Below are 25354 nucleotides of genomic sequence, written 5' to 3'. Positions count from 1 at the left end.
GAATGTCGATCACAGATCAGGCAGGGGCTGCCAATGTGGTGGCAGAACATCGGTTACCAAGGTGAGGAGACAACAGCGCTTACACCGATCTGCCCCTCTGGCGAAGAGAGGGGGGAAACCGTCCAGACCAAAAGTGTCCGGGGTGGTGCGGGCGCAGGCGAATGCCGAGCCACGGCCCGGATGCTTTTGCCCGAAGGGCTTGGTCTTGACGGAGGACGGGGCTGCAAGCCCCCAAACAGACAGCAGAAAGATGGCAGGGCTCAGAATGAGCCGTGCTCAGCAAACGAGCCGCAAAAGCGGCCCGTGAAACGCAAGGGATGGAAGCCGAATGGCCGAGACTATGGGCTCGGTTCACGACAGCCCGGTCCGCCGGATGCGTTTCGTTACCGGAAGCACACCATTCTGGGCAGTTTATCCCACCTTATGTCATGGTAGACCCGACGCAACTCATCTCTACCTTTGAAACGATTCGAACCAGAGGCGAGCTTCATCGAGAGCATAAGCTCTTGCTGCAGCTATGCTTTTTGCGCGCAGCGCTCACTCTTCAGTCATCGCCCGTGCAAGCTGGTCCGATAGTGGCTTCAACAGAAAAGACATAGCGGTCCGATCGCCTGTCTTGACGAAGACCTCGACCGGCATGCCCGACAGCAGGGTTAGGTTTCCAAGCTTGGCCATCTCCTTGGTCGGGATCCTAGCCCGGATCGAATACCAAGCTTCACCTGTCTGCGGATTGCTGACCAGATCCGCCGCCACCGTTTCCACCTCGGCAACGAGTTCGGGGGTTGTCCGCTGGTTGAACGACGAAAAACGTAAAACTGCATTTTGTCCGGGATATACCTGATCAATATCGGCCGGCTGGATACGAGCTTCTACGACAAGAGTGTCATTGACCGGCACGATCATCATGACCGTCTCTCCGGGGCCGACAACCCCACCGATGGTATGCAGCGCCAACTCATGCACCACCCCGGCTTGAGGAGAGCGGATCTCCACCCGTTTAAGCTCGTCTTTGGCCGTAATCTGCTGCTCTTCGAGTTCCGCCAGCTTGTTGTCGACATCCCTCAGCTCGGTGACGATCTCCGTCTGGCGATCCTGATCCAGTTGGAGGATCTGCAATTCCGTCTCTGTGATGCGCATGCCAGCACGGGCAATCTCGGCGATCACCTGTCCTCGCTCGCCGTCGAGTTGTGCCTTTAACCGCTCCAGTTCCGCGAGCCGGTTAAACTGAATCAGCTGCTGGCCGCTCAGGCTTCGCACACGCACGAGCTCTTGCTCGACCCACGAAAGTTCCTGCTTTTTGGCCGCAAGCCGTACCTGCAACCCTTCCGTCTCCTGGCCGATTTGGTTGATGCGCTGCCTCAGCTGACTTTGCTGGCTTTTGAGCGTTTCGCGCCTCGCTGCAAAGAGGGCTTCCTCGGCACGAACATTAATCACTGCGTCATCGCCCGAATTGGTCCAGGCCTCATTCGGGGCCATCGCGTCGAGCCCGTCTCGCTCCGCCACCAGCCTGAACCGCCGCGCCGTCAGTTGGTCAATTTGCTTGGTGACGATGGCAAGATTGGCGCGCGTGATCGTGTCATCCATTCGGACCAGCAGGTCACCGACCTCGACGCGCTTTCCGTTGCGGACGAAAATCTCACCGACGATGCCGCCGGCCTGATGCTGGATCTTTTTCACGTTGCCATCCACCACCAAGACGCCGTGACCGATTACGGCGCCGGAGAGCTTTGCTGTTGCTGCCCAGCCGCCGAAGCCAATGACGAGGATCAAAATCGTGCCGAAGGCCAGGACTGAGTAGTTGCGGATCGACCTTGCAATCGGTGTCACAGTTTCTCTGCTGGTCATTTCTCCGCCACCGCCCGCATCGTTGTTTTCCGCAAGACCTCGTCCCGCGGCCCGAATGTGACCATCGCGCCTTGCGCCACGACCAGAACCTGATCGACCGCTGCCAGCGCACTCGGTCGATGCGCGATCACAATCACGATCGAGCCAGCCTCCCTGAGTGCCAGCATGGCATTTGTCAGCGCTGTCTCGCCCTCCGCATCGAGGCTGGCATTGGGCTCGTCCAGCACGATGAGGAACGGTTTGCCGAAGAGCGCTCGCGCAAGACCAACCCTCTGCCGCTGGCCAGCCGAAAGGATCGCGCCACTCACGCCAATCCGAGTGTCATAGCCGTCCGGCATTGACAGGATCAACTCGTGAACTCCGGCAAGCTTGGCTGCCTCGATAATTTGGTCTGGCCGCGCATTTGAGGAGAAACGGGATATATTTTCGGCAATCGTCCCGTCGAACAGCTCGACGCCCTGTGGCAAGTATCCAATGCAGGGCCCGAGGGCCTCTGGATCCCATTGATCGAGTTCGGCTCCGTCCAGACGCACGCTGCCTCTTGCAGGCGACCAGATGCCGACCAGCGCCCGCGCAAGCGAGGATTTGCCCGAGCCGCTCGGCCCGATGATACCGACACCCTGCCCCGCGCTCACACTGAAGCTGATGTCGCGGATGATTGGCGTATTTGCGCCAGGTGACACCACGGTCAGTCCGGCGACACTGAAGGACGTCTCCGGTTTGGGTAGCGCCATGCGCGGAACATCTTCCCGGAACTGCTCCAACAGCTTGTACAGACGGTCGCGCGCCTGCCTCGCATTCACGAAACCACGCCACTGGCCGATGGCTTGTTCGATCGGGGCCAAAGCCCGTGCGGTCAGTATTGAGGATGCGATCATCGCGCCCGGAGAGGCCATCTGGTTGATCGCGAGCCAAGCGCCGAGCGCAAGAACGGCGGATTGAAGCGCCAGCCGGAAGATCTTCGACGTAGTCGAGAAGCTACTGGTCGCATCGCCTGTCCGTTGCTGTTCGGTCAGATACTCCGCATTCGCTTCACGCCAGCGGGCGGTGTAGGCCCCCCGCATGCCCATCGCCTGCAGCGCCTCGGCATTGCGCCGTCCTGCTTCCAGGAATTCCGCCCGAGCTGCCGAAAACTGAGCGATACGCCGCATCGGATCGCGCAAAAGGATCTCACTTGCAGTTGTAAGCGTGATCAGGAACACCGCTCCGGCAATGGCGAGCCAGCCCAGAAGCGGATGGAAGAGGAAGAGTATCCCAACGTAAAGCGGCAACCAGGGCATGTCGCAGATGGCAACCGGCCCCGGCCCGCCCATGAATTGCCGGATCTGTTCCAGGTCCCGGATCGGCTGCGAGACGGCCTCCTTACGCGACATCCTGAGCGGCAGAACCATCACCGCTCGGAACGTCGCGTCACCGAGATCCTCCTCGATCCGCTGCCCAACGCGCGTCAGGATCCGGGAGCGCAGGAGCTCCAGCACGCCAAGAAACAGGTATAGACCGACCGCCAGCAGCGAAAGTGCCACCAATGTTGGCACGCTCCGGCTCGCTAGCACCCGATCATAGACCTGCATCATGAACAGTGGACCAGTTAGCATGAGCACATTGGTCACTGCGCTGATGGCCGCGATCGTCATGAAAGTCGATCGCACTTGCCGAAGAGCAGCGGCGACGAGAGGACGCCGCTGCTCAGTGTTCACAGAATTTATCGCCATTCACATCAAGCCACAAACCGGAAGTCGTCCTGGTGTAGCGATGTCAGGGCCACATTTTTCAGGGTGATGGTGTTCGCGGCATCATAGGTAATCAGTGTGTCACTGCCGACCTGAGCAGCGGCAGCCAGAACCGCTTCGAAATCGGCAAAGAGGCTATTGTCGAATTCGAAGACATCCACCGATCCCGCTCCCACTTGGAAGTCGGTGATCGTGTCTATCCCGAAGTTGGGCTTGAAAACGATGATGTCATTGCCGGCCCCCGTCGTAATTGTGTCATTGCCAAGGCCAGCCAATATGGTGTCAGCCCCAGATGTGCCGATGATTGTATCGTTTCCATCGGTGCCAGCAATGAAATCAACATTCGAAATCATGGTGTTTCGATCCCAAGTGGTTCCATCCGAGAATACGACCTTGTCGACACCCTCCCCGCGATTGTCGATGAGGCTAGACTTCAGGAGCACGGACCCCGCATCGCCAGCTCCAGGGCTACTTTCGGCAACGACTATCGTCACATCGTTACCGTTACGAAACAGGGTCACACCAGACGGATTGATGTCGCTGAACACCAGCCTGTCGTTATCGCCATTCCAGCTCTGTTCCGTGATCGTGTCATTGCCATCGCCACGCGCATAGACGAAGGTGTCGTTGCCTTCACCGCCATTCATCACATCGTCGCCGGCTCCGCCAGTGATGGTCTCATTGGCGTTGAAACCAACGATCGTGTCACTGCCCGCAGTCTGGCGCGTTTCGATCGCTTTCGCGCGGATCGTCGCGGCGTTCCAGGTGGTGCCATCCGCAAAGACGATACCATCCACACCCTGACCACGGTTGTCGGCGAGCGTGCCGACCAACTTGATCGACCCACCGTCACCAGCACCCGGGCTACTTTCAGCGATCGAAATCGTCAGATCCGTACCGGTATAGGAAAGGCTGACCTCAGACGGGTTGATGTCGCTGAACACCAGCCTGTCGTTATCGCCATTCCAGCTCTGTTCCGTGATCGTGTCATTGCCGTCACCACGCGCATAGACGAAGGTGTCGTTGCCTTCACCGCCATTCATCACATCGTCGCCGGCTCCGCCGGTGATGGTCTCATTGGCGTTGAAACCAACGATCGTGTCACTGCCCGCAGTCTGGCGCGTTTCGATCGCTTTCGCGCGGATCGTCGCGGCGTTCCAGGTGGTGCCATCCGCAAAGACGATACCATCCACACCCTGACCACGGTTGTCGGCGAGCGTGCCGACCAACTTGATCGACCCACCGTCACCAGCACCCGGGCTACTTTCAGCGATCGAAATCGTCAGATCCGTACCGGTATAGGAAAGGCTGACCTCAGACGGGTTGATGTCGCTGAACACCAGCCTGTCGTTATCGCCATTCCAGCTCTGTTCCGTGATCGTGTCATTGCCGTCACCACGCGCATAGACGAAGGTGTCGTTGCCTTCACCGCCATTCATCACATCGTCGCCGGCTCCGCCGGTGATGGTCTCATTGGCGTTGAAACCAACGATCGTGTCACTGCCCGCAGTCTGGCGCGTTTCGATCGCTTTCGCGCGGATCGTCGCGGCGTTCCAGGTGGTGCCATCCGCAAAGACGATACCATCCACACCCTGACCACGGTTGTCGGCGAGCGTGCCGACCAACTTGATCGACCCACCGTCACCAGCACCCGGGCTACTTTCAGCGATCGAAATCGTCAGATCCGTACCGGTATAGGAAAGGCTGACCTCAGACGGGTTGATGTCGCTGAACACCAGCCTGTCGTTATCGCCATTCCAGCTCTGTTCCGTGATCGTGTCATTGCCGTCACCACGCGCATAGACGAAGGTGTCGTTGCCTTCACCGCCATTCATCACATCGTCGCCGGCTCCGCCGGTGATGGTCTCATTGGCGTTGAAACCAACGATCGTGTCACTGCCCGCAGTCTGGCGCGTTTCGATCGCTTTCGCGCGGATCGTCGCGGCGTTCCAGGTGGTGCCATCCGCAAAGACGATACCATCCACACCCTGACCACGGTTGTCGGCGAGCGTGCCGACCAACTTGATCGACCCACCGTCACCAGCACCCGGGCTGCTTTCAGCGATCGAAATCGTCAGATCCGTACCGGTATAGGAAAGGCTGACCTCAGACGGGTTGATGTCGCTGAACACCAGCCTGTCGTTATCGCCATTCCAGCTCTGTTCCGTGATCGTGTCATTGCCGTCACCACGCGCATAGACGAAGGTGTCGTTGCCTTCACCGCCATTCATCACATCGTCGCCGGCTCCGCCGGTGATGGTCTCATTGGCGTTGAAACCAACGATCGTGTCACTGCCCGCAGTCTGGCGCGTTTCGATCGCTTTCGCGCGGATCGTCGCGGCGTTCCAGGTGGTGCCATCCGCAAAGACGATACCATCCACACCCTGACCACGGTTGTCGGCGAGCGTGCCGACCAACTTGATCGACCCACCGTCACCAGCACCCGGGCTGCTTTCAGCGATCGAAATCGTCAGATCCGTACCGGTATAGGAAAGGCTGACCTCAGACGGGTTGATGTCGCTGAACACCAGCCTGTCGTTATCGCCATTCCAGCTCTGTTCCGTGATCGTGTCATTGCCGTCACCACGCGCATAGACGAAGGTGTCGTTGCCTTCACCGCCATTCATCACATCGTCGCCGGCTCCGCCGTCAATGATGTCGGCAGAACTCGTTCCCATCAATGTATCGTGACCTGCCGTACCGACGGACACCGGCACTGAAGCTTCGGCGATCTGAGCACGGCTCCAGATAGTTCCGTCAGAGAAGTGTATCTGCTCGATCCCCCAATTCGCGGTGGTCGAATAGAGCTGTTCATCAAGAGTTATGACGTGGCCTGTGCTGATGACCATGATCTTTACGTGGGTTCCGGAACGACTGAAGGTGACATCTCCCACATTGAGATCGATCAGCTTCACAACATCAATGTCAGTGGTGGAACCGGACTCGTCATCGATAAAATCGCTGCCATCCCCGGAAGCGTAGACGTAGGTGTCGCTGCCCGCGCCGCTATTGAACCGATCATCACCGAGGCCGCCGACGAACACATCGTCGCCGCTGGTTCCCGCGATGGTGTCATTGCCACTGGTGCCGTAGACGACGGCCTTGCCCTGCAGGTATATGTCAAGACTCCAGTCGTTTCCACCCAGAACCGTGCCATCAGCAAAGGTAATGCGCTCGATCCCGCCAGCCTGGTTGAACTGGTTCTTTAGAGTAATCGTCTCGCTGTTCTGCAAGATGCGGATAACAACGTCGTTCATGTTGCTGCTCGGACGCTCAAACCTGATATCCGAGAGGTTCAAGTCCGCGAGCGCCAGTGTGTCAACGTCGGTGCCCGACGTCACCTCCGTGATGACGTCATTGCCGTCTCCCAGTCGATATACGTAAGTATCACTGCCAGCCAGCCCGTTGAGGCTATCGTTTCCAAGGCCAGCTCGAATTTCCGCATCGGACACAGACGTGCCATTGATGACATCGTTGCCGTCAGAGCCGCCGACAAATGCAATGTTCGCAATCAAATCTGCACGTGTCCAGATGGTTCCGTCCGCGAAGACGATCTGCTCAACTCCAACGGCGTTAGAGCCCGACAAACCCTGGCTGATTACTATGGACCCAGCCTCGTTAGGAACGTCTGCAGAGAAGATGAGTCTTACGTCATCGCCGTTTCGGCTAAGCACAAGCTCGTCTGAATTGATGTCTGTCAGCAACAATTTGTCATTACTTCCCCAAAGTATACCAGTTTCGTCAATGACGTCATGGCCACCTCCGCGACTGTAGCGATAGGTATCGTTCCCAGCAAACCCGAGGAAGGTTTCATTGGCAGCCGTGCTCGTCAGCAACCGTTCACGCAAGTCCTGAGGTGTCCAAACCGTCCCATCGTCAAACACAATCTGCTCAACGCCAACGTCGTTGTTATTGTGGAGGCCACTGATGATCTTGATCGAGCCCCCGTCCCCTGCGCCGACGACGCTGTCCGCAAACTCCAAGGTAACGTCATTGCCATTGCGGAGAAGAGTCACAGCCTCAACAGCAACTCCGGAAACGCGGATCACGTCAGCGTTGCCCCAGAGTATCCCCGTTTCTTCCACCACGTCGTGACCATCGCCACGATCGTAGACATAGGTGTCATTGCCGCCACCGCCGACGAGACGATCGTTGCCCCCCAAGCCTCTAAGCAGGTTGGAGACCCCCGTTCCATTAATTGTATCATCCTGCTCGGTGCCCGCGCCGTCGATCAATTGTGCTAACAGGGAAGCAGGTGTCCAAACAACGCCGTCCGAGAACAGGATCTTCTCTATACCTGCGTCATGAGCATTGTTGATCGCACTTCGAATCAGAATGGATCCCGCATCTCCCGCACCGGAGGCACTTTCCGCGATATTCAGCGTTACATCGCTACCATTCCGAGACAGGCTGACCGCGGTCGAAGCAACGTCGACCATTATCAATGTGTCATTATTGCCTCGCAAGATGCCGGTTTCGTCAATAACATCGTGTCCGCCACCACGGGCGTATCTGTAGGTGTCACTGCCCGCAAAACCGACGAATGTTTCGTTTGCCGATGTGCTTGTGAGTATCCGATCTCGCAGAGTTTCGGGTGTCCAAACTGTGCCATCGTCGAAAAGGATCTGTTCGACTCCGGCATCGTTGTGATTGTGCAGCCCACTAACAATCTTCACTGATCCGTGGTCACCTGCGCCGGTCGCTGATTCTGCAATCACCAGTGTCACATCGTTTCCATCGCGAATGACAGAAACTGCGTGTGGATCGATACCCTTGAGCAGCAGGCGGTCGGACGTTCCCCACAGAATGCCTGTATCAGCGATGATATCGTGACCGTCACCGCGCTCATACTCATACGTGTCGTTAAATTTGGTCGATACGAGAGTTTCATTTGCGGCCGAACTTGCGTGCGTGGTGATTGCAGCAAACACATCATCCTGCGTCAGCACTGTGCCGTCCGCAAATCTGAATTCCTCGATCCTGAACCAGGTGTACGAAAACTGATCAACGATCCTAAGCTCATCAATGCCATTGGAATGGCTAATGACAAGGACATTGTCATCGTTGCTGAAACTCAGGTCAGAGAGCGCAATTCCGGAGCCGAACTGGACTACGTCAAACTGGTCATGCCCGACATACCCCTTTCCATCGATGATGGTATCTTTCCCATACCCAATGTCGAATATGTAAGTGTCGCTACCCTGAGAACCGATCAGAACATCGTCGCCTTCACGCCCGTCCAGTATCTCACCATATTGGGAACCGGTGATCTCATCTGAGCCGGAAGTTCCAATCAGCGGGAGAGTGATTGGCGCAAAGTCTTCAAAAGTGAGAACGGTCCCATCAGAGAATTCGAACAAGTCGACCGCCACCCAGGGATCTGTACCGATCGGTGGCCGGTCAAATTGGTTCTGCAGGGTGATCGTCTCCTGGGTATCGTTGATCGTGAAGATCAGATCATACGATGTTCGGGATACTGTAAGATCGGAAAGCACCAGGTCTTTGAAGATCAACCTGTCTTGATTTGGGGCGAGGACGCTCACGCCCAAGGCTTCGATGATCCTATCATGCCCGTATCCACGTCCGAATAGATACGTATCGCTGTCTCCCCCACCTTCAAGAATATCGTTGCCTGCTCCACCATCGAGAGTGTCGGCGATCGAGAAGCCGTAGATGTGATCATCGCCTTCTGTAGCCTGAGCAGCCAACACGATCTCAGCGACGTCCTGATGCGTTAGGATCCTTCCAGAGCCATCAGAGAACACAAACTCCTCGATACGGTCGAAGAAAATTGCGCCAAATACACCCGTTTCGACATACGCGTACTGGTCCTTTAGGATCAGGCTGTCCTCGGCTCCGCGCACAGTGATAAGGACGGAATCGCTTCCTTCGACCTTAGAAAAGTCGAGATCGGCGAGGGAGATGTCGGACCTGAAGAACACCTTGTCCGAGGTTCCGGAAAGGAAATTCGTCATATTATCTTCTATAACGTCGTGCCCGTAACCACGTCCGAACACGTAGGTGTCGGACTCGTTTCCACCCGAAAGGAAGTCATTTCCCTTGCCGGCATCCAGAACGTCCTCGCGATTCATGCCGTAGAGCTGGTCGTCTCCGTCTGTGGAGTAGGCCCGGAGTACCAAGTTCGCCAGTTGGTCATGCGATAGGCTGGAGCCGTTATCGAAAGTGATCAGTTCGATGCGGTTTTGATACCAAGTGCCGTAGATACCAGTGTATGTCGCGCTGAACTGTCCGAGAATCTTCACTTCATCCGCGGGCGAATCTTTGAAACGGATCGAAAGATCATTCGACGCGCCATCACGGACAAAGATCAGGTCGTCAAGCCGGATGCCATCGAGAAACTGCAACATGTCCTGATCGTTGCGAAATGCATTGTTCTCAAGGTCATCGATGACGTCTTTTCCATCTCCGCGTCCTATGCGGTAAATGTCTGTGTCACCGGCGCCCTGCAGAACATCGTCTCCGCCACCGCCCTGTAGAACATCCACATCGGCTGTGCCAACGATGGTGGTCGATGCATCATCGATCTTCGAAACCTGCTCCGCGATGTCGACCTTGTTCCACAAGGTACCGTCAGCGAAGATGATCTGGTTCACTCCGTAGTCAAAAGAGGCGTCGGAGATGGTCGCGCCCGGCCAGCGCCCTTCAAATTGATTCGTAATGCGGATCGAGGAGCCGGTAACTTTGTCAGTCAGGATGAGATCAATGCCATCTCTCGTGGCTTCAACATCTTCCACATTGTGGCCAGAAAAGCGGATCGTATCGACATCGGAACCAAGTGCGCCATCATTGTCATAGATCGTGACGGCGCCGAAGTTGCGACCGATCACGTAACTGTCGGCGCCCGCCCCGCCCGATGCCAAGGTCTCGCCTCCATCGATGATGAAGAGGTCAATGTCAGAGGTCCCAGTCAGCTCGCCCGCGCCGGACACGATAATGTCCTGTGGCACACCGAAAGCCTGCGCGAACTGCTCAATGGTAACGCCACCAGCAGCCTGCTCCACCGAATGCAGCATATTCTGGACCAGGAACGAATAGCTCACCTGCTTGGCAGAACTGCCTCTTGAATAGTCGGCCAGGAACACATCGAAGAAGGGCTTCCATCCCTGCAATTGAGCAAACGCATTGCCCCCAGTTTCAGCGTCATTCAATACGCTATCGAATACGTCCGACAGCTGATGTCCATCTGCGCTCCGGAACTGGTCTTTCGCGGCGTCATAGACGATGCTGTCAAAGTGATGCGACAGCGGGCCGCTTTGAACGGCAAGCCTGACCGCAAAGAGATTGAGCGTCCCTTCCATTTTGGACAGAAACTCATTGACCGCGCTGTAACCACCGCTGGCCGAATCCGGCTTCACAAAGAAGGGCTGGAGAGACTCTCCGATTAGACGCTCATAGAAGGCGAAGTCCTCAGCCGCGATACCACTGAAGCCGAAACCAGTAGGCAGGCTGTGGTCCGCCGCGCTATTGAGCGCACTCGACCAGGATGAACTGCCCTGATAATAGATCCGGACATAGCCGTCCTGTGACGCATACTGCAGATATCCAACCGTCTTTCCGCTCGCGTCGACTGTCGACCCGGTTGTCACACTGACCGCACCATCTTCAGCCAGCGAGCCGATCAATGCAGAAAGATCCGTCCGCTCGTCGATCCCTGCGCCATATGACCCGCCTAAGGAAACAATCACCCCCGAAGCGAAGGCAAACCGAGCGGCTGGGCTAGTTTCGTTCGCAAAGGTCCCAAAAGCTTGGCCGGACCGGGAGAAACCCCAGACGTAATCTACGACCTTGCCGGATGCGTCCTTGACGACAACCAGGTCTTCATAGGCATTCTGGGATACGACCCCCGTTGTCACCTGCCCATTGACCTTAACGGGGGATCCTTCCGCCCAGGCGCGCAGGATCGGCTTGATCTCGTCACGCAGGGTCGCAAGGTCGTTCGAAGACAGACTGTCCAGTGTCGTGCGGACCGTGGTCTCGCTCGCAGGTCGCAGGCTCATGGCTTCATGCAGAGAGACGAGCGTTCCATAGCCCTTGAGGTTCGCCAGATCGAGAACTGAACTCGAGATCGCAATCGGTTGACCGACATAGGTCGTATTCTGGTTTTCAACCTTGAACGAGACATCCGCCACAGTCCTCACGGTCCCGTCGGAAAGTGTGTAGCTTGAGACGCGATCGATCGTATTGCCTGCCACTACCTGACCGCTGGCGCCCTGGCCTTGCCCAGGGATGGCGATAGACGCGATCCCCCATTCGCTCACCGACTTGAGTTCTCCGAGATCGGTAGCATGGTTCTCGTTGCGATCCTGCCAGACCATCAGCCTGTCGAAACGGTCATTCGCATCGACATCACCGTCACCGTCGAAATCCGCGAGCCCGTTATCGCTTGCGTCGATCACGCCGTCCGCGTTTCCATCGAGAGCCGATAGAGCTCCAAATCCAGTCACGCCACCACCGCCGAACATTTCGGCGGCACTGTTGATCTTTCCATCACCATTGATGTCGCGGACAAGGATACCGTCGTCCTTGCCGACGAAGCCGGTCGCCTCCGCATAAAGATCATTATCGGTGTCGAAGCGCGCCTTGGAGTGATCGAGCGAAGTGAGCTCGACCCCATCGCCATCCAGGTCCAGAACCAGCGGATCGGTATTGCCGAAACTGGCTTCACCCGTAATGGTCTTCATGTAGTAGCCAAGAAGCTCGAACAGCCCGGCACCGACAAACGACACGGTGCCCTTCTCGTCACCTGTCAGGTCGAGTAACCTCGAAGACGTGATCGTGTATTCGATGAGGCTGATATTACCCGCACCCGTAGCCCAGCTGGTTCCCGCGCCATAAGTCGCAGCCCAGTTCAGCACGTACATTTCGGCGGCCTTACTCTGCGGCACGCCATTCTCATCGATATAGGTGACCCGCCAGAAGGCATTGGAAATGACCAGTTCCCCGGAATCGTTCAGACCGTAGGAAGTTCCGTAAGCGCCCCATGCTCGGGCATCCTCGGACACTGAGTTCCGCATGCCGCCGTAAAGCGTGATGACGCCAGCCAGCGTGATCCGGTCATCATCGCTGAGGTCGGTGATCGCTACGCCGTCTGACAACCAGATCTTGTCGTCACCCGCACCCGTTTCGATGATCGACCCGAACTCTGCGTTGATCAGTACGTCGTCGTGATCCGTGAGCTTGATCCTGTCTGCCCCAACGATCTGAAGTGCATCATTGTGACCAAGCGCGCCCTTGGCCGCATAGTCCGCGACGGTCAACAGTTCGTCGCCCCAGCCGGCCCACTGGAACACACCTTCAAGTGAACTGACCTGCTGCCGATCGGATGTGACACCGTTGAGATAATTGATGCCATGCGTCAGGCCGGAGTAATCGGCTACATCGACCTTGGTGGTAAATGCATCGGGCGCAAGCACCTCGCCATCAGGCAATTCGCTTTCGATACGACTCGACTTCCCCATATCGATCAGAATGGCTGCTTTAAGCGCTGCATCAGTGACAAGGATTTCATCTGGCCGATCCGAGAGCTCAACCTTCTCGATTCCGATCAGATGGTCCGTACCTGCCTTGCCGCTTCCGAGGTCGGCAACGGTCAACTTGATGGCTTCGGAGCCCCCGAGAGTTGTCGTTTCAACGTTGGTTACGCGCAGGCCTTGCTGCTGTAGATGGTTCTCGTCTTGAGGCGTTTCGGGATCGTCTACCGCAAGATTATCCACGGTATAGCGGACGACATCCGTCTCATTGCCATTTAGAAGCCACTGAAGGAAATTGGTAAGAAGGCCGGTGTATTGGCTGCTACCGATATAGACGTCGTCCTCGTTCTGACGCCCGTCCGTTTCGCTGCGTTCCGTAACGGAGTCGACAAACAGGTCCGAACCGTCTCCTCCCAGGAGAAGGTCGCGCCCCAGCCGCCCGTAGATCACGTCGCCGCCGTCAGACCCCGCAATCATGTTATTCTGACTGCTGCCATGGATGATGTCTGCAGCATCACCGGCGACATAGAGGCCGGTATGAGTTGCGTCATAACCGGAAGCACCTTCCGGCAGGGTCAGATTAATCGGGCCCTGCGCCAGATTGAACTCAACCGAGCCGATGGCCTTCGTCACAGAGAACGTGGCACCCTCGACACCGTACAGTATCTCCATCGCTTCTCGAATCGTGTTCGCATTGAGATCGGAGCTGGCCTGATCAAGCAGGTCTTCCACGAGCGTCCCGAGCCCGAGGATCTCGATGTCAGGGGCGCCGGCTGCAACTCCCAACTTCCACAGATCCTGGTTGACGGAAAGCTTCAGGACGACCGCAGAAGACGCGGTGTGGGTCAACTTGCCGTCGACGTCGCTGAGGGCGATCACCCCTTCCAGTGGATCGAAGGGCTGATCCTCGCCCTGATAGGCGCGATAGTTGATCCCCCTGCTCGCCATCAAGCCGGCGAATTGCACGACGGCTTGCAAGAGGCCTGCCATCGAATCCTCAAGCGCTTCCGAAACCTTGTCGGCCGATACGAGGCTGCCGAGTTCATCTGCATCACCGAACAAAGCTCGGATGGCTGTATTCCCGAATACATAACCGTAATCCGCGTCTGCTTCATGCGAGCCACTATCGAGAGCCGAGTAGGCAATTGCGGACATCAACTTCGCGTATGCATCATATCGGCCTGTTGGCCCAGCCCCCAGAAAACCGCCAGCGGCCGCTACGTCGTTGCTAAGAATTGCGTCCCATACCAATGTCCCGACAGTTCGCCATTCAGCATGTGGAGGAGGAGCGTCTGTACCCTTACCGTCCGCATACATAAGGATGGCCAACATGGATTGGCTGTGAAGGATGTTCACTGGATCCCTAAAGAAGCCGGCAGAGCTTGAGATGTACTCTACGTCAGTGCTTTGCAGCACTCGATTTGCTGCGAGAAACTCTCCAAAAACAGCGTAGGCGTGAAGCTTTTCCCCGATCTCGGGCGCAGTTGGAGCCAGCCCGTTGTAAAAAATGCTGCCGAGGAGGCCTCCCCCAAGAGAGCCAAGATAAGCATGATAGGCGGACAACTCGAACGCCATGTTATCAAAAATGTAACCCTGCTGGCCATAGATCGACGCAATAAAGCCAGCCAATCCGCCACCAGAAGAATGGCCGGTAACGATCACATTGGCTGCCGAAGGATCGGACTGCTGAGTTCCACTAACAGACTGGAAAAACTCTGCCGCCAAAACGGCTTGAGTCGTAAGTGGATCACCTAGACCGGTAAGATAGGCATTCCAAATTTCTCCTCCGATACTTGGGTTGTCGTCCCAAGGCGTATTCAACAAGACGTCCGTGCCCCGATAGGAGATGACCGTTACACCATTCCAGTCATAGGCGACAGCATAGAAGCCGGCGGCAACGCCCTCGGAGCCCGCCTGTAAATCGCTTTGACTAGACAGCGTAGCAAACCCGATACGCTCCCCTTCACCCCCCAAACCGGCTATGCCTTCATTATACCCTCGGTTGTACGAGTCCATGGCAAGGATGGCCATGAAGAGATCTTGAGTCATAGTCATCTGCTCTTCTCCGTGTCGAAGGCCCCCGAGGCCAATGAGTTGGCAAAAGGATTGTTTGTTTTGATCGTGCCGAAACGCTGTCCATCGAAACGTTTGCTGTAGTAGGCGTGTAGCCAAGGCAAAAGTGACTTTACCCTCCCCTCAGTCACCGGCTCATCGGTGATCCACATAGTGATGGAATGGAGCAGGTAGCCGGCGCCGAATGCGGCCGAGAGATCGCTGGGATTAACGCGGCGCACTGAAGCCGGGTCGTTGATGTCTTCAAAGGTAACCAGCAGCGGATAGTGCTTACGCGGCACGTCGCGGGACTGGCCGGTGCTCGCCACCATCTGGTCGAGATAGGGAAACATCTCTTTCTTCAGCATTGCCTTTCCCTCCAGTTCTGGGAAAAAGGCGGTATAGGCCGTCCATTCGGTATAGCCCTGCAGCAGCGCGAAGAGATAGCGGCCCTCGCCAAGGTCGACGGCTACAGCCTCGCCAGAGACGCCGCCGCGCTGCATGCCGGCAGCATCGCCAACACCCGTCCATTTCGGCGGAAACTCGATCCGCGCCGATGTGACCGAACTGCCGGACTTAAGCCCCTCGGGCGTCATGACCGACACCGTCAGCTTCTGATGCCATTGCCATTCCGGCAAATCGAAGAGCAGATCGCAACCGGAAAGGCCCATGGCCAGCACCGCCATAATTAGAATTCGCATCGGGTCACCCAAAGCGCCAGGTCAGTTAATGGTCGGAGACGAATTCACTTCAGAGCTTTGTGCACCCGCAGAGACAAGCTGCTTCAGCACCTCACGATCCACCAGCTGCGCAACTAGCGGATGAATGCTGACCTGCTCACTCTTCGCGACATGATTGAAACTCTTCAGCACCATCGTTGCCATTTCCCGCGTCGGCGCGATCACATCAAGCAGCCAGACCTTCTCACCGCTCTTCCACTCCGACGGCTTCAGGCGGACCGGGAAGACTCCCGCCTTGATCTGCTCCTTGAGTTTGGCTTCAACCTCTTCCGAGACACTGGCCCAGATCGCAATCGCTGCAGGCGCCAGGGCCGACTTGGGATCCGAATCACTGGAAGGCTTAGGGGATGCGATGGCAATGCAGTCACGGGCTAGCGGATCAATGACCAGATGGGCCAGATCAGCAAGGGACTGATGTCGGTAGCGAGGCACCGAACTCATGGCGAGCACAACCTGACCAAAAGAGGAATGGATCGCAGTCTTGATCCCGGCGATCTTTTCCAACGCTTCAGATGAAATCTCCGTCTTTGCGACCGGCTCGCCAGGTACGTCGGACATAATCACTCCCTGAAAAATCGCAGATAAAAGGCTGGCGCGAACAAAGCCGCCAGTGCAACCACAACGAGGATGATCAAGGGGGCTTCCGCTGTCAAGCTATCGCCAATCCTCGGCCGAACGAACTGTGACATCCGCCATGGCAGTAGGCGTGTTGGATCCTTTCCCCGCGCTGGGCCATTGCGAACACTAGGACCGCGACGTCAATAATGACCTACCATAAGCGGTCCGGTTCAGACGGCCAGTGCGAGTGCGATCACCCGTTCATCGCTCAACACCAAATAGATCGGCCAAGAGCCGCAATCCCCGCGTTTTAATCAAGCCGTCCCCAAAACGAAAAGCCTGCCGCGGGAGGAGGAGGTGCGGCAGTCTTACCGAAAAGAACCGAAGAACGGGTTGGGAAGAGGAGTGCCGCTGCTGCGACAGACGCGCCCTGGGTGGAGGAGTGGGCTGAGGCTTTGGACGGTGCAAGCGCATGCCCGCCTCGCCTCTATGGGAGGGCTAAAGTGCGCCGGAGCGCAACGTGTCGATAGTACTTCGGTTCATCACCACAATATGTCGTCACCATCGATATATCCTCGGGACATGTCGTCCAAACGAGGATTGATCGACACGAGACTTCGCCCTAATCTGCAATACAACAGCCTTCCGCCTCTACCTCCAAAGGCTGACATGGTGACCAAGACCATCCTGAAAGCCTGCATCGCCGCCAGGGCATCGGCCGCGGAGCTCCGGGTGCGGGACAGCTCATTCCCAATCAGTCGGTCCTCATAAACTCCAGCGCTCCCAAATTCACGAAGATCGGGTGCATCCAGATATAGCTGTCCTACCATCGAGGCTCCGTGCATCTGGAAAACACTCTCGGCCGGATCAATCCCCATCATTGTATCCGTCGTCATGCCTGCCGTCCTTCCCTTCGAGTAGATTGAACGCAACCATCTTCAAGCAAGAACTGTCGACTGGGCAGGGCGGCAAGCACTCTGCCTCTCTTCATATGTGTCGCCCCTGGCATTCCCAACGTTAAAGTAAGCCGCTACCTCTGGTTGATCTGAAGGAAAAATTCTCCTTCTCCGAGGTGAAGCAGGGAGGGGGATTGCAATGACTTTCAGGCGCTTGGCCTTAGCCGTAGCTACAGCCGCTATTCTCTCCGGCTGCCAGCTGCGCGGCGAGCGGGACGGTTGAGATTTATTGGACAGTGCATGCGTGCCTATGCCCCGGCCTGCGAGCGCGCGGTTCTGCCATGCGCAGGTGGCGTCTCAGGGAGCAAGGGGAAAGACCCCTTGGCGTCCCCCACGATTGGCAAGGCTTAGCCGCAGCCGACCAGGGCAAAGCGAGCGAAGCTCTCCTTGTGTTCATTGGAGAGTGCGGGATCATGACCTGGGAAGAACTCTGAGCCAGTCGTGTAGAGAAGAACGCAAAATAATTCTACACCCACGGGGATTCGCCCGCCGCAAAGTTCAAGTATTCTTACGCCGTTGCCCCCTGTTTCCGCCGCACGATCTGCGATCAAATGCGCGACGGACCGACATGGCACGATGGACTACGCTGGAGGTCGCTGACATGCCCGCGAATTCGCATTCAAATCCGCCGGTCGCCGGCCCAGTCTTTGCCCGGAGCGGAATGGTCCGCTCATGGGCGAGGATCGTGTTGTGGCAAAGCGGAAAGGGACAGCGGCAAACAGCGTGCGGGTCGTTCTCGCACCCGATGACGACATGCCGGTCTACGACCCGTCAAAGCCCGATCCTCGCATCAGAGAACTTGTCCGCTTGCTGGCGCGACAGGCAGCCCATAAATTCGTCGAAGCCGAACAGGAGCGTGCCACCCGCGAACGCCTCCTCAAATAGGGAGGCCATCTCATGAAGGTTGCTCTTTACGCCCGCTATTCCTCCGACAATCAGCGTGATGCCTCGATCGAGGACCAGCTTCGCATTTGCCGCACACGGGCTGAGCGTGAAGGCTGGACAGTCGTCGACAGTTATACGGATCGCGCCATCTCAGGCGCCTCTCTGATCCGGCCCGGTATTCAGGAACTGATAGCGGATGGGTTAAAGCGACGCTTCGACGTCATCCTGACGGAATCCCTCGATCGCCTTTCGCGCGACCAAGAGGATATTGCCGGTCTCTACAAGCGTATGCGCTTTGCCGGCGTCAGCATCGTTACGCTCTCCGAAGGTGAAGTCAGCGAATTGCATATCGGTCTCAAGGGCACGATGGGCGCGCTTTATCTCAAAGACCTTGCCGACAAGACGCGGCGTGGACTGCGCGGCCGTGTCGAAGAAGGCAAATCCGGCGGAGGCCTCTGCTATGGATACGACGTCGTGCGGAACGTCGACGCATCCGGGGAAACCAGCCGCGGCGAGCGCACCATCAACGAAGCGGAAGCCAATATCATCAGGCGCATATTCACGGAATATCTGGCGGGAAAATCCTCCCGCACGATCGCCATGGTGCTGAACAGCGAAGGTGTACCAGGGCCGCAAGGCAGCGAATGGGGGCCGTCGACCATCCACGGCAATCCGAAGCGCGGAACCGGCATTCTGAACAATGAGCTCTATATCGGGAAACTGGTCTGGAACCGCCTGCGTTACCTGAAGGACCCAGATACGGGCAAGCGTGTTTCCCGTCCCAATCCGGAAGCGGATTGGGTTATTCAGACGTGCCGGATCTGCGCATCGTCGATCAGAACCTGTGGGATGCTGTGAAGACGCGGCAGGACCAGATGACGCTGGAGCCCGGAACAAAGCTGGGCGACAACCGCATTCTGAACGAGCGCCGCCGGCCAAAACACCTGTTCACAGGTCTCATCAAATGCGGCTGCTGCGGTGGCGGTTACTCGATGATCTCGAAGGACATGCTCGGCTGCACCAACGCCCGGACCAAGGGGACTTGCGACAATCGGCTGAACATCCGCCGCGATACACTTGAACAATCCGTTCTGAACGGGCTCGACAAGCATCTGATGGAGCCGGACCTCTACAAGGAATTCTGCGAGGAGTTCACGCGCGAAGTGAACAAGGCGCGGATGGAGGCGCGTGCCTCCCTTGATTCATCAGCCGCAGAGATCAAGCGGATCGATCGCGAACTTGACACGCTTCTCGACCTTATTCTGAAGGGTGGCGCTGCCGACAGGATCAACGCAAAGATGGTGGCGCTCGAAGCCCGCAAGAAGGATCTGGCTGGCTTCCTGGACGGCGCGAAAGAACCGCCTCCCCTGCTCCATCCCAATCTGGCAAAATATTATCATGAGGAGATCGCGGCACTCCACGAACAGCTTGGCAACGAGAAGACGCGGGCACAGGCCGCCGACACACTCCGCACGCTGGTCAGCCGTATCGATCTCGTGTCCAATGGTGCGGAGCTGGTGATCGTGCTGCGCGGCGACTTTGCCGCCATACTCACCTTCGCCTCGGGCAAGAAGAAGCCCGAGTTTCTCAACGAGCGGGCAATCCTGGAAGATTTGATGGGCCGCGCGGATCAATCCGTTGCTCAAAAACGCAAAAAGCCCCGTGATGGGGCTTTATTGGGATCGCAGGAATGGTTGGTTGCGGGGGCTCGCTTCAACGACTGGCATAAAAGGGCTGTTCTGCGGCCCTCCGGCTTCTGCATTGGCAAGCCCGAGAATGCCAAACCGCTCGCCGCGTAGCTCGGCATGAACCTCACCGCGCTTGGTGCCGGAGGTGAGTACGATCTCGCCGATCAGCGAGCGCAGCGCCTCCGCCGCCTGCCGTCCGCCGTCTGGATCGTTCAGCGCTTCGGTCAAACGCTCGACGCGCAGTTTGTAGAGATTGGCGACGTTCGGGTGAATGTCGGGAATGTCGTCGGGAGCCTGTGAAAGGCGGGCGGTGATATCCGCCTTCTGCCGTTCAAGATCATCCATGCGCGCCTTCATCGACGGCTGGTACATGCCGTCTTCGATGGCGGAGATAATCCCGGCAATTGCCTTTTCGATCTTCGCGAGGCTTTTCCGGTCGATTGCCGCCTGCGCACGCCTATCATGGTTCAGCCGGTTCATTTCCTCGGCATAGGCCTTCACCGCCTCGGCCACCGCTTGCGACGATACCAGCTTGTCCTTGATGCCGGAAAGAACCCGCCTCTCGATCTTCTCACGGATGATAGACCGGCCATTGTCGCAAGTGCCGCGCCTGTGGTGATTGAGGCAGGCATAGCGGCCGGGCGTGATGATCCCGAACTTGCCGCCGCAGCATCCGCAGGTGAGAAGGCCGGTCAGGAGAGACACGGGCCTAACGGTCAGATGCAGCCGCTTCATCCGCCCTTCGAGCGTGTTGGCCGGGTTCGGGCCGAAGATTGCCGAGATCTGCTTTTGGCGGTTTCGGACTGCCTGCCAGAGATCGTCTTCGATCAGTCTCAGATGCGGCACTTCCGTCCTGATCCACTAGCTTTCCGGGTTGGGACGCGAGACACGCTTGCCGGTCGATGGGTCCTTGATGAACCGCTGGCGGTTCCAGACGAGAACGCCGGTATAAAGCTCGTTGTTGAGAATGCCGGTGCCGCGCGTGACATGGCCGCGAATGCTGGTGTCACCCCATGCCCGTCCGAGCGGGCCGGGAATGCCTTCGCTGTTCAGATCCGTTGCAATCGCCTTGGGGCTCTTGCCGCTGGCGAACTCCCGGAAGATGCGGCGGATGATCTCGGCTTCTTCGGCAACAATCTCTCTGTCGCCCCGGATCGGCTCGCCGTTGCGATCGAACTGTTTGAGGACACGATAGCCGTAGCAAAGCCCGCCGCCTGCCTTTCCCTTCTCCACCCTGCCCCGCAGGCCACGATGGGTCTTCATCGCAAGGTCTTTGAGGAACAGCGCATTCATCGTGCCCTTGAGGCCGACATGAAGTTCGGAGATTTCTCCCTCGGCCAGGGTGACAATGGTAACGCCTGCGAACTTCAGGTGCTTGTAGAGCGTGGCGACATCGGCCTGATCGCGGCTGATGCGATCCAGTGCCTCGGCAATGACCACCGTGAACAGGCCGCGCTGTGCATCTCTGACAACCTGCTGGATGCCATGGCGAAGTATGGTGCTGGAACCGGATATCGCCGCATCCTGATAGCTGCCTACCACTTCCCAGCCTTCGCGTCGTGCATGTTCGTCGCAAAGGCGGAACTGGTCGACAATCGAGGCTTCCCGCTGATTGTCGGATGAGTATCTGGCATAAAGGGCAACACGGGTCATCGGCATGTTTCCTTCTCTAAGATCGGTTCATGCATACGGCGGCCGCATGGTCCCTGGTGGACATTGCGGGTGCTGCCTTCAGCGCCCGCACCCCGCCTTTCCTGCTTCGCGGCCAACCGCCGGGGCGAAGACGCTCGGTCAAGGCTGGCGCGGCACGCGCCACCGCAAAGCGGCTTTGGCCTTGAGGGAGTGGCTTCGACCTGGCCCACTCCCCGCAGACAAGCAAAGGAGGGTCTCGCGTCGACCGGAATCGTATGCGGAAGTAGCGCCGTGGCGCAAGTCGTTTCAGGCCTGTTACCGACAACGAAATCGACACTATTCCGCCTCGGGTTCATCTCTGCCCGCACGGTTTTCGCCATTGTCGTTGGCGGCCACCCGTGCCGCATGGTCTGCCCGCGCCATCTGTCGTCCGATCAGCCGGGCGATGTCGATGACGACCCGCTCGAGGTGTTCACCTGCGGCGCGGCGCGGTTCTTCGGCACCACCGTCCGCGCTGCGGCAGGGCGCGCATTATCGTTTGCGGCCCCCTGCCCTCTCTCTTCTCCGTCCATGTTCGACCTGCCTTTCCCGGATGGAAAGACCATGTAAGAACCAGAGACAGTACGAGGAAAAGCAGGAATTTACCGCCTATCGTAGGCTGTCGGAAAGCGTCGAAGGAACCGCGAAAATCTTCGCCTGCTACGTCTTCGACTTCGGTGAACCTGCCAGACCGAGAAACACGAGAACCGCCTGATTGAGCCGAACCATATCCTCTTCGTCCAGCCGCCCAACCTTATGCCGACTTGGTTTTAGGAACGGTAGTGATCTTCTCGACCGCAATGTCGCCAGTCACGTCGGCTACGAGCGATCTTCTGCGCTATGCGAGACAAATGTCGCTACGAACAGCTATTGGAAATGCCCGACTTGGGGTCGGAGTTAGCTGTCCACATTAAAGTCCTCCATACCGCGTTCGCGGCCTCGATCAACAGAACATAGGTAGGAAGCTTCGACCCAATTCAGAAGAACTTTAGCCGCTACGCTATCTTCCGAAAGCTGGTAACGATCCCCGTATTCGGCCATGTCAAGACGGATAGCCAGCCAGTTTTGCATCACCAATTGTTCAATCCCACCGCGATCTCTAGGCCAGCATCGCCGTATGCTAGCGTTTGAGCAGCGATCATCTGGGGCGATGTCGCGGCAGTAGCATCGAGAAAATTACCCACGATCGGTAGCCTCTTGAAGTCAAAAATATCCAAGGAAAGAACCCCCATTGCTTTGGTGATTTCACCTTCGACTATGTCCTTGATCATTTGACCTACGATGTATTTGACGACCATCTCCGCCACCAGTCCCTCCCAACTGGAGATATAGCGATCGATAAACGTGTCTATGAAGCATTGCCAACCGCCGAATGAAAGGTCGCCGAGACCGCCCACGAAGACAAGCTTTCCTTCCGGCGAAACGTAGACTCTTGCAGTCAGCGTAAAATCGAAATCTTCGTGAAAGGCGTCCATGTCGCCGAGTTTGTAGCTGAAACAGCCAATATCTATATAGGCGAGCGCGTCGAATTTCGTCCGCCCTTCAAACCTGATATTGACCGACGCCTCTGTTGTATCGATTCCCGCCGAACCAGAAACTCCTTCGAGGATCCAAGCTCCCGACATGTACCACTTAATGGGGCCCGCCCGGTCCGAGTAGTGAACCCCCAGCATGGCGCCGAGATTTTTCCCAATGCGGTAGTCGAAGGTCTTAGAGAGCAGCGGTCTAGAAAGCCAAAGAGCGAAGAACGGTGAATTTCCCTGCACGTACTCCTTCGCAGCGGCGGGCTTGAAATGCGTCGGGAGCAAGTTTTTGCCGACCACCTTGATGTTATCCAGTTCAACCTTGCCATCAACGACCTGCACCGAATTTTCTAGGGCTTGCAAGTCGCCTTTTGGAATGTACGCCGACGAATATGGCAACGGGCAGTCGGGCGCCAACAATCTGGCTTGCTCACTGCCGACGATCAGCACGTAGACGGAACTACCAAGATATGCATCGCTGACTTCCCAAACGCCGCGAACTTCACCGATCAGTTGTACGTTTGGCACAACACCCTTGCGCGCATCTCCGACGATTTTGACGTCTGAGAACACCGTCCCGACGATTGCCGCTTTATACTCAGGAAAGGAGTGAGTGATCCAATCGAGGATTTCGGGAGCGACCGTTTCGGGTACTACGTCAACCGAGTGCGTTCCCCGGCGGGCCCCTATAAAAAAGCTCTTCGCGTCCTGTAGCTGTGCCTCTTTTTCCTCTGGAGTGGTATCCCCAGGATTTTCGAGTTCATCAGGGGTGATTTCGAGCTGACCAAGCTCATCTTCAAATACGCCTATTCCGTAGTCGACCGATCTCCCATTTGAAGTCAGACGGAATAAAATCCGCATGCCCGAAGAAGGATCTTCTCCATCTTCCATCTCCTGCCGTGTCAAGACGAAGACCGGCACCTGAAATTCAAAAGGCGATATCCTATATTCGTCCCAATTGTGAATTGCAGGATCTTCAGCAGTAAGCTGCACGCCAGACATATCAGCAAATAGCAAATATCTGTCGTCGTCCGTTGACTCCAAGAACACTAAAGATTTGGAGAAATATTTGAAATCAGAAGCAAATTTTCTAGCGACCGCAGCATATAAGTCTTCACCACGGAAAGTGAAAGCAGCGTCGAAGTCCTGAACTCCCATGACCACCCCTCCAAAAACCCTGAACGCAATTATTCTGAAGGTCTTTTATGACGCCAAGTCAATAGGAAACACAACTTTACCGCTATTTTAAGTTCCACTCTGGGAAGAGATATCCCTAGGCGGAAAAGACATGCACGCCCACCAGTTCGGCACGACATTGTGCGATAGCAACCTGCGAAACAGGTCCCCGAAAATGGGCACGGGCCTGAACCCTGATCAGAAAACACCCAATCTGTCACCGAGCACAGCTTTGGCGCGTGTCTTCCGCCTGCGGTTATCGCATCACCTATATCCGGCGCCGTCCGATTCTGCGGATCTGGCGCCAACAGCCCCTATTCCAGAATCCACCCCTTCTACACCACAGTTATGGCCGAAGCTAACGGCTGCTTTCAGAGCGCGGTAATGCAGGCTCCGCGACCCAAGTGGTGAAGGCGGAAAAGCGGTCATTTGCAGTGTGACCGAAAGCCTGTGCCCATCAAATACCCCGAAGGTCTGCTGCCCAGACTGACTAAGTCCATCATCGCAGCGCGAATTTGCGGTCATGGAAATTCATCGCCTGGACCGTCTTCTCCCATAGCAAGAACAGCATGCAGCTTCGCGGCAGCACCGGCAACCGAGTGAGCCGGTTGGGAAAACAGGTCATTCAATCGTTCCGCCATCGCTGCCAATGCTTCTTCCTCAGCCTGCTTAGCGCGGCTGTATCCCGTCCGATCGTCAATTGCGTCCCAAGCCGCTTGCCGCTAAGCCAGAAGCGCCCGAGAAAAACAAGAATCGCCTGATTGAGACGCACGATATCCTCGTCGCCCAGCCACCCGACCCTTGTCCCAACCTTGGATTTCGGAACGGTCGTGATCTTATCCACCATCAACCGGCACGGCGAGTGCAGGCCATTGCGCTCGTTCGGCTCAACAGGCAGGCGGAACAGCGGCGCGTCGGTAACGTCCGTGGTGAAGGCGCAGATGGTGGCGGAATCCGTGGCATCGAATGCCTCGTCCTTTAAAGACGATGTTCGTAGGCGTGGTGTTTTCACAATAGGGTCCGAACTTGAACCCCGGCG

11 protein-coding genes and 2 pseudogenes are annotated in these 25354 nt (G+C 57.0%); 4 read left to right on the top strand and 9 right to left on the bottom strand.

Annotated elements, in window-relative coordinates; translation table 11 throughout:
• Window positions 1-537: 537 nt before the first annotated feature.
• The 5 genes from IM739_RS11620 to IM739_RS11600 are packed head-to-tail and all read right to left on the bottom strand — an operon-like array spanning window position 538 to window position 16416.
• Complete coding sequence (locus tag IM739_RS11620) at window positions 538-1845, bottom strand: HlyD family type I secretion periplasmic adaptor subunit (protein ID WP_237367914.1); 1308 nt, start codon at window positions 1843-1845, stop codon at window positions 538-540.
• A complete protein-coding gene (locus IM739_RS11615; RefSeq protein WP_272911306.1) occupies window positions 1842-3557 on the bottom strand; it encodes a type I secretion system permease/ATPase in 1716 nt (571 codons plus the stop codon). The genes IM739_RS11620 and IM739_RS11615 overlap by 4 nt, the downstream gene beginning before the upstream one ends.
• Before the next feature lie 5 nt (window positions 3558-3562).
• Window positions 3563-15121, bottom strand: a complete 11559-nt coding sequence (locus IM739_RS11610; RefSeq protein WP_237367912.1) for a calcium-binding protein — start codon at window positions 15119-15121, stop codon at window positions 3563-3565.
• Complete coding sequence (locus IM739_RS11605) at window positions 15118-15804, bottom strand: hypothetical protein (RefSeq protein ID WP_237367911.1); 687 nt, start codon at window positions 15802-15804, stop codon at window positions 15118-15120. Before IM739_RS11605 ends, IM739_RS11610 begins: the two co-directional genes overlap by 4 nt.
• Window positions 15805-15840: 36 nt before the next feature.
• Window positions 15841-16416 (bottom strand): toxin-activating lysine-acyltransferase, encoded by a 576-nt coding sequence (locus IM739_RS11600; protein ID WP_237367910.1) that lies wholly within the window; start codon window positions 16414-16416, stop codon window positions 15841-15843.
• A 1646-nt stretch (window positions 16417-18062) separates the two neighbouring features.
• Here IM739_RS11600 and IM739_RS11590 point away from each other — a divergent pair.
• The 3 genes and pseudogenes from IM739_RS11590 to IM739_RS24100 all read left to right on the top strand — a co-directional run.
• The gene (locus tag IM739_RS11590) at window positions 18063-18257 is read left to right on the top strand and encodes a hypothetical protein (protein ID WP_237367909.1); all 195 of its coding nucleotides are present in this window, start codon (window positions 18063-18065) and stop codon (window positions 18255-18257) included.
• A 12-nt stretch (window positions 18258-18269) separates the two neighbouring features.
• Window positions 18270-19115 (top strand): recombinase family protein, encoded by an 846-nt coding sequence (locus IM739_RS11585; protein WP_237367908.1) that lies wholly within the window; start codon window positions 18270-18272, stop codon window positions 19113-19115.
• Between the two features lie 17 nt (window positions 19116-19132).
• Window positions 19133-19300: pseudogene (locus IM739_RS24100) on the top strand (hypothetical protein); the annotation flags it as partial.
• A 630-nt stretch (window positions 19301-19930) separates the two neighbouring features.
• Here the strand turns inward: IM739_RS24100 and IM739_RS11575 are convergent.
• Together IM739_RS11575 and IM739_RS11570 are read right to left on the bottom strand one after the other, a co-directional pair.
• Window positions 19931-20791, bottom strand: a complete 861-nt coding sequence (locus IM739_RS11575) for a zinc ribbon domain-containing protein (RefSeq protein ID WP_237367907.1) — start codon at window positions 20789-20791, stop codon at window positions 19931-19933.
• Between the two features lie 15 nt (window positions 20792-20806).
• Window positions 20807-21598 carry a recombinase family protein gene (locus tag IM739_RS11570; protein WP_237367906.1) on the bottom strand — a complete coding sequence of 264 codons (792 nt, stop codon included), beginning with the start codon at window positions 21596-21598 and terminating at the stop codon, window positions 20807-20809.
• Window positions 21599-21868: 270 nt separating this feature from the next.
• Between IM739_RS11570 and IM739_RS11565 the strand changes: the two genes are divergently transcribed.
• On the top strand, window positions 21869-22186 hold the full coding sequence (locus IM739_RS11565) for a hypothetical protein (RefSeq protein ID WP_237367905.1): 318 nt from the start codon (window positions 21869-21871) through the stop codon (window positions 22184-22186).
• Window positions 22187-22686: 500 nt separating this feature from the next.
• Here the strand turns inward: IM739_RS11565 and IM739_RS11560 are convergent, their stop codons facing one another.
• On the bottom strand, window positions 22687-24297 hold the full coding sequence (locus tag IM739_RS11560; RefSeq protein WP_237367904.1) for a hypothetical protein: 1611 nt from the start codon (window positions 24295-24297) through the stop codon (window positions 22687-22689).
• A 754-nt stretch (window positions 24298-25051) separates the two neighbouring features.
• Window positions 25052-25297: pseudogene (locus IM739_RS11555) on the bottom strand (type II toxin-antitoxin system PemK/MazF family toxin); the annotation flags it as partial.
• Window positions 25298-25354: the final 57 nt, after the last annotated feature.

Source organism: Rhizobium sp. SL42 (assembly GCF_021729845.1).
Classification (GTDB): Bacteria; Pseudomonadota; Alphaproteobacteria; order Rhizobiales; family Rhizobiaceae; genus Allorhizobium.
Note: the sequence above shows the minus strand (reverse complement) of the source record. Positions and strands in the feature narration are given on the sequence as shown.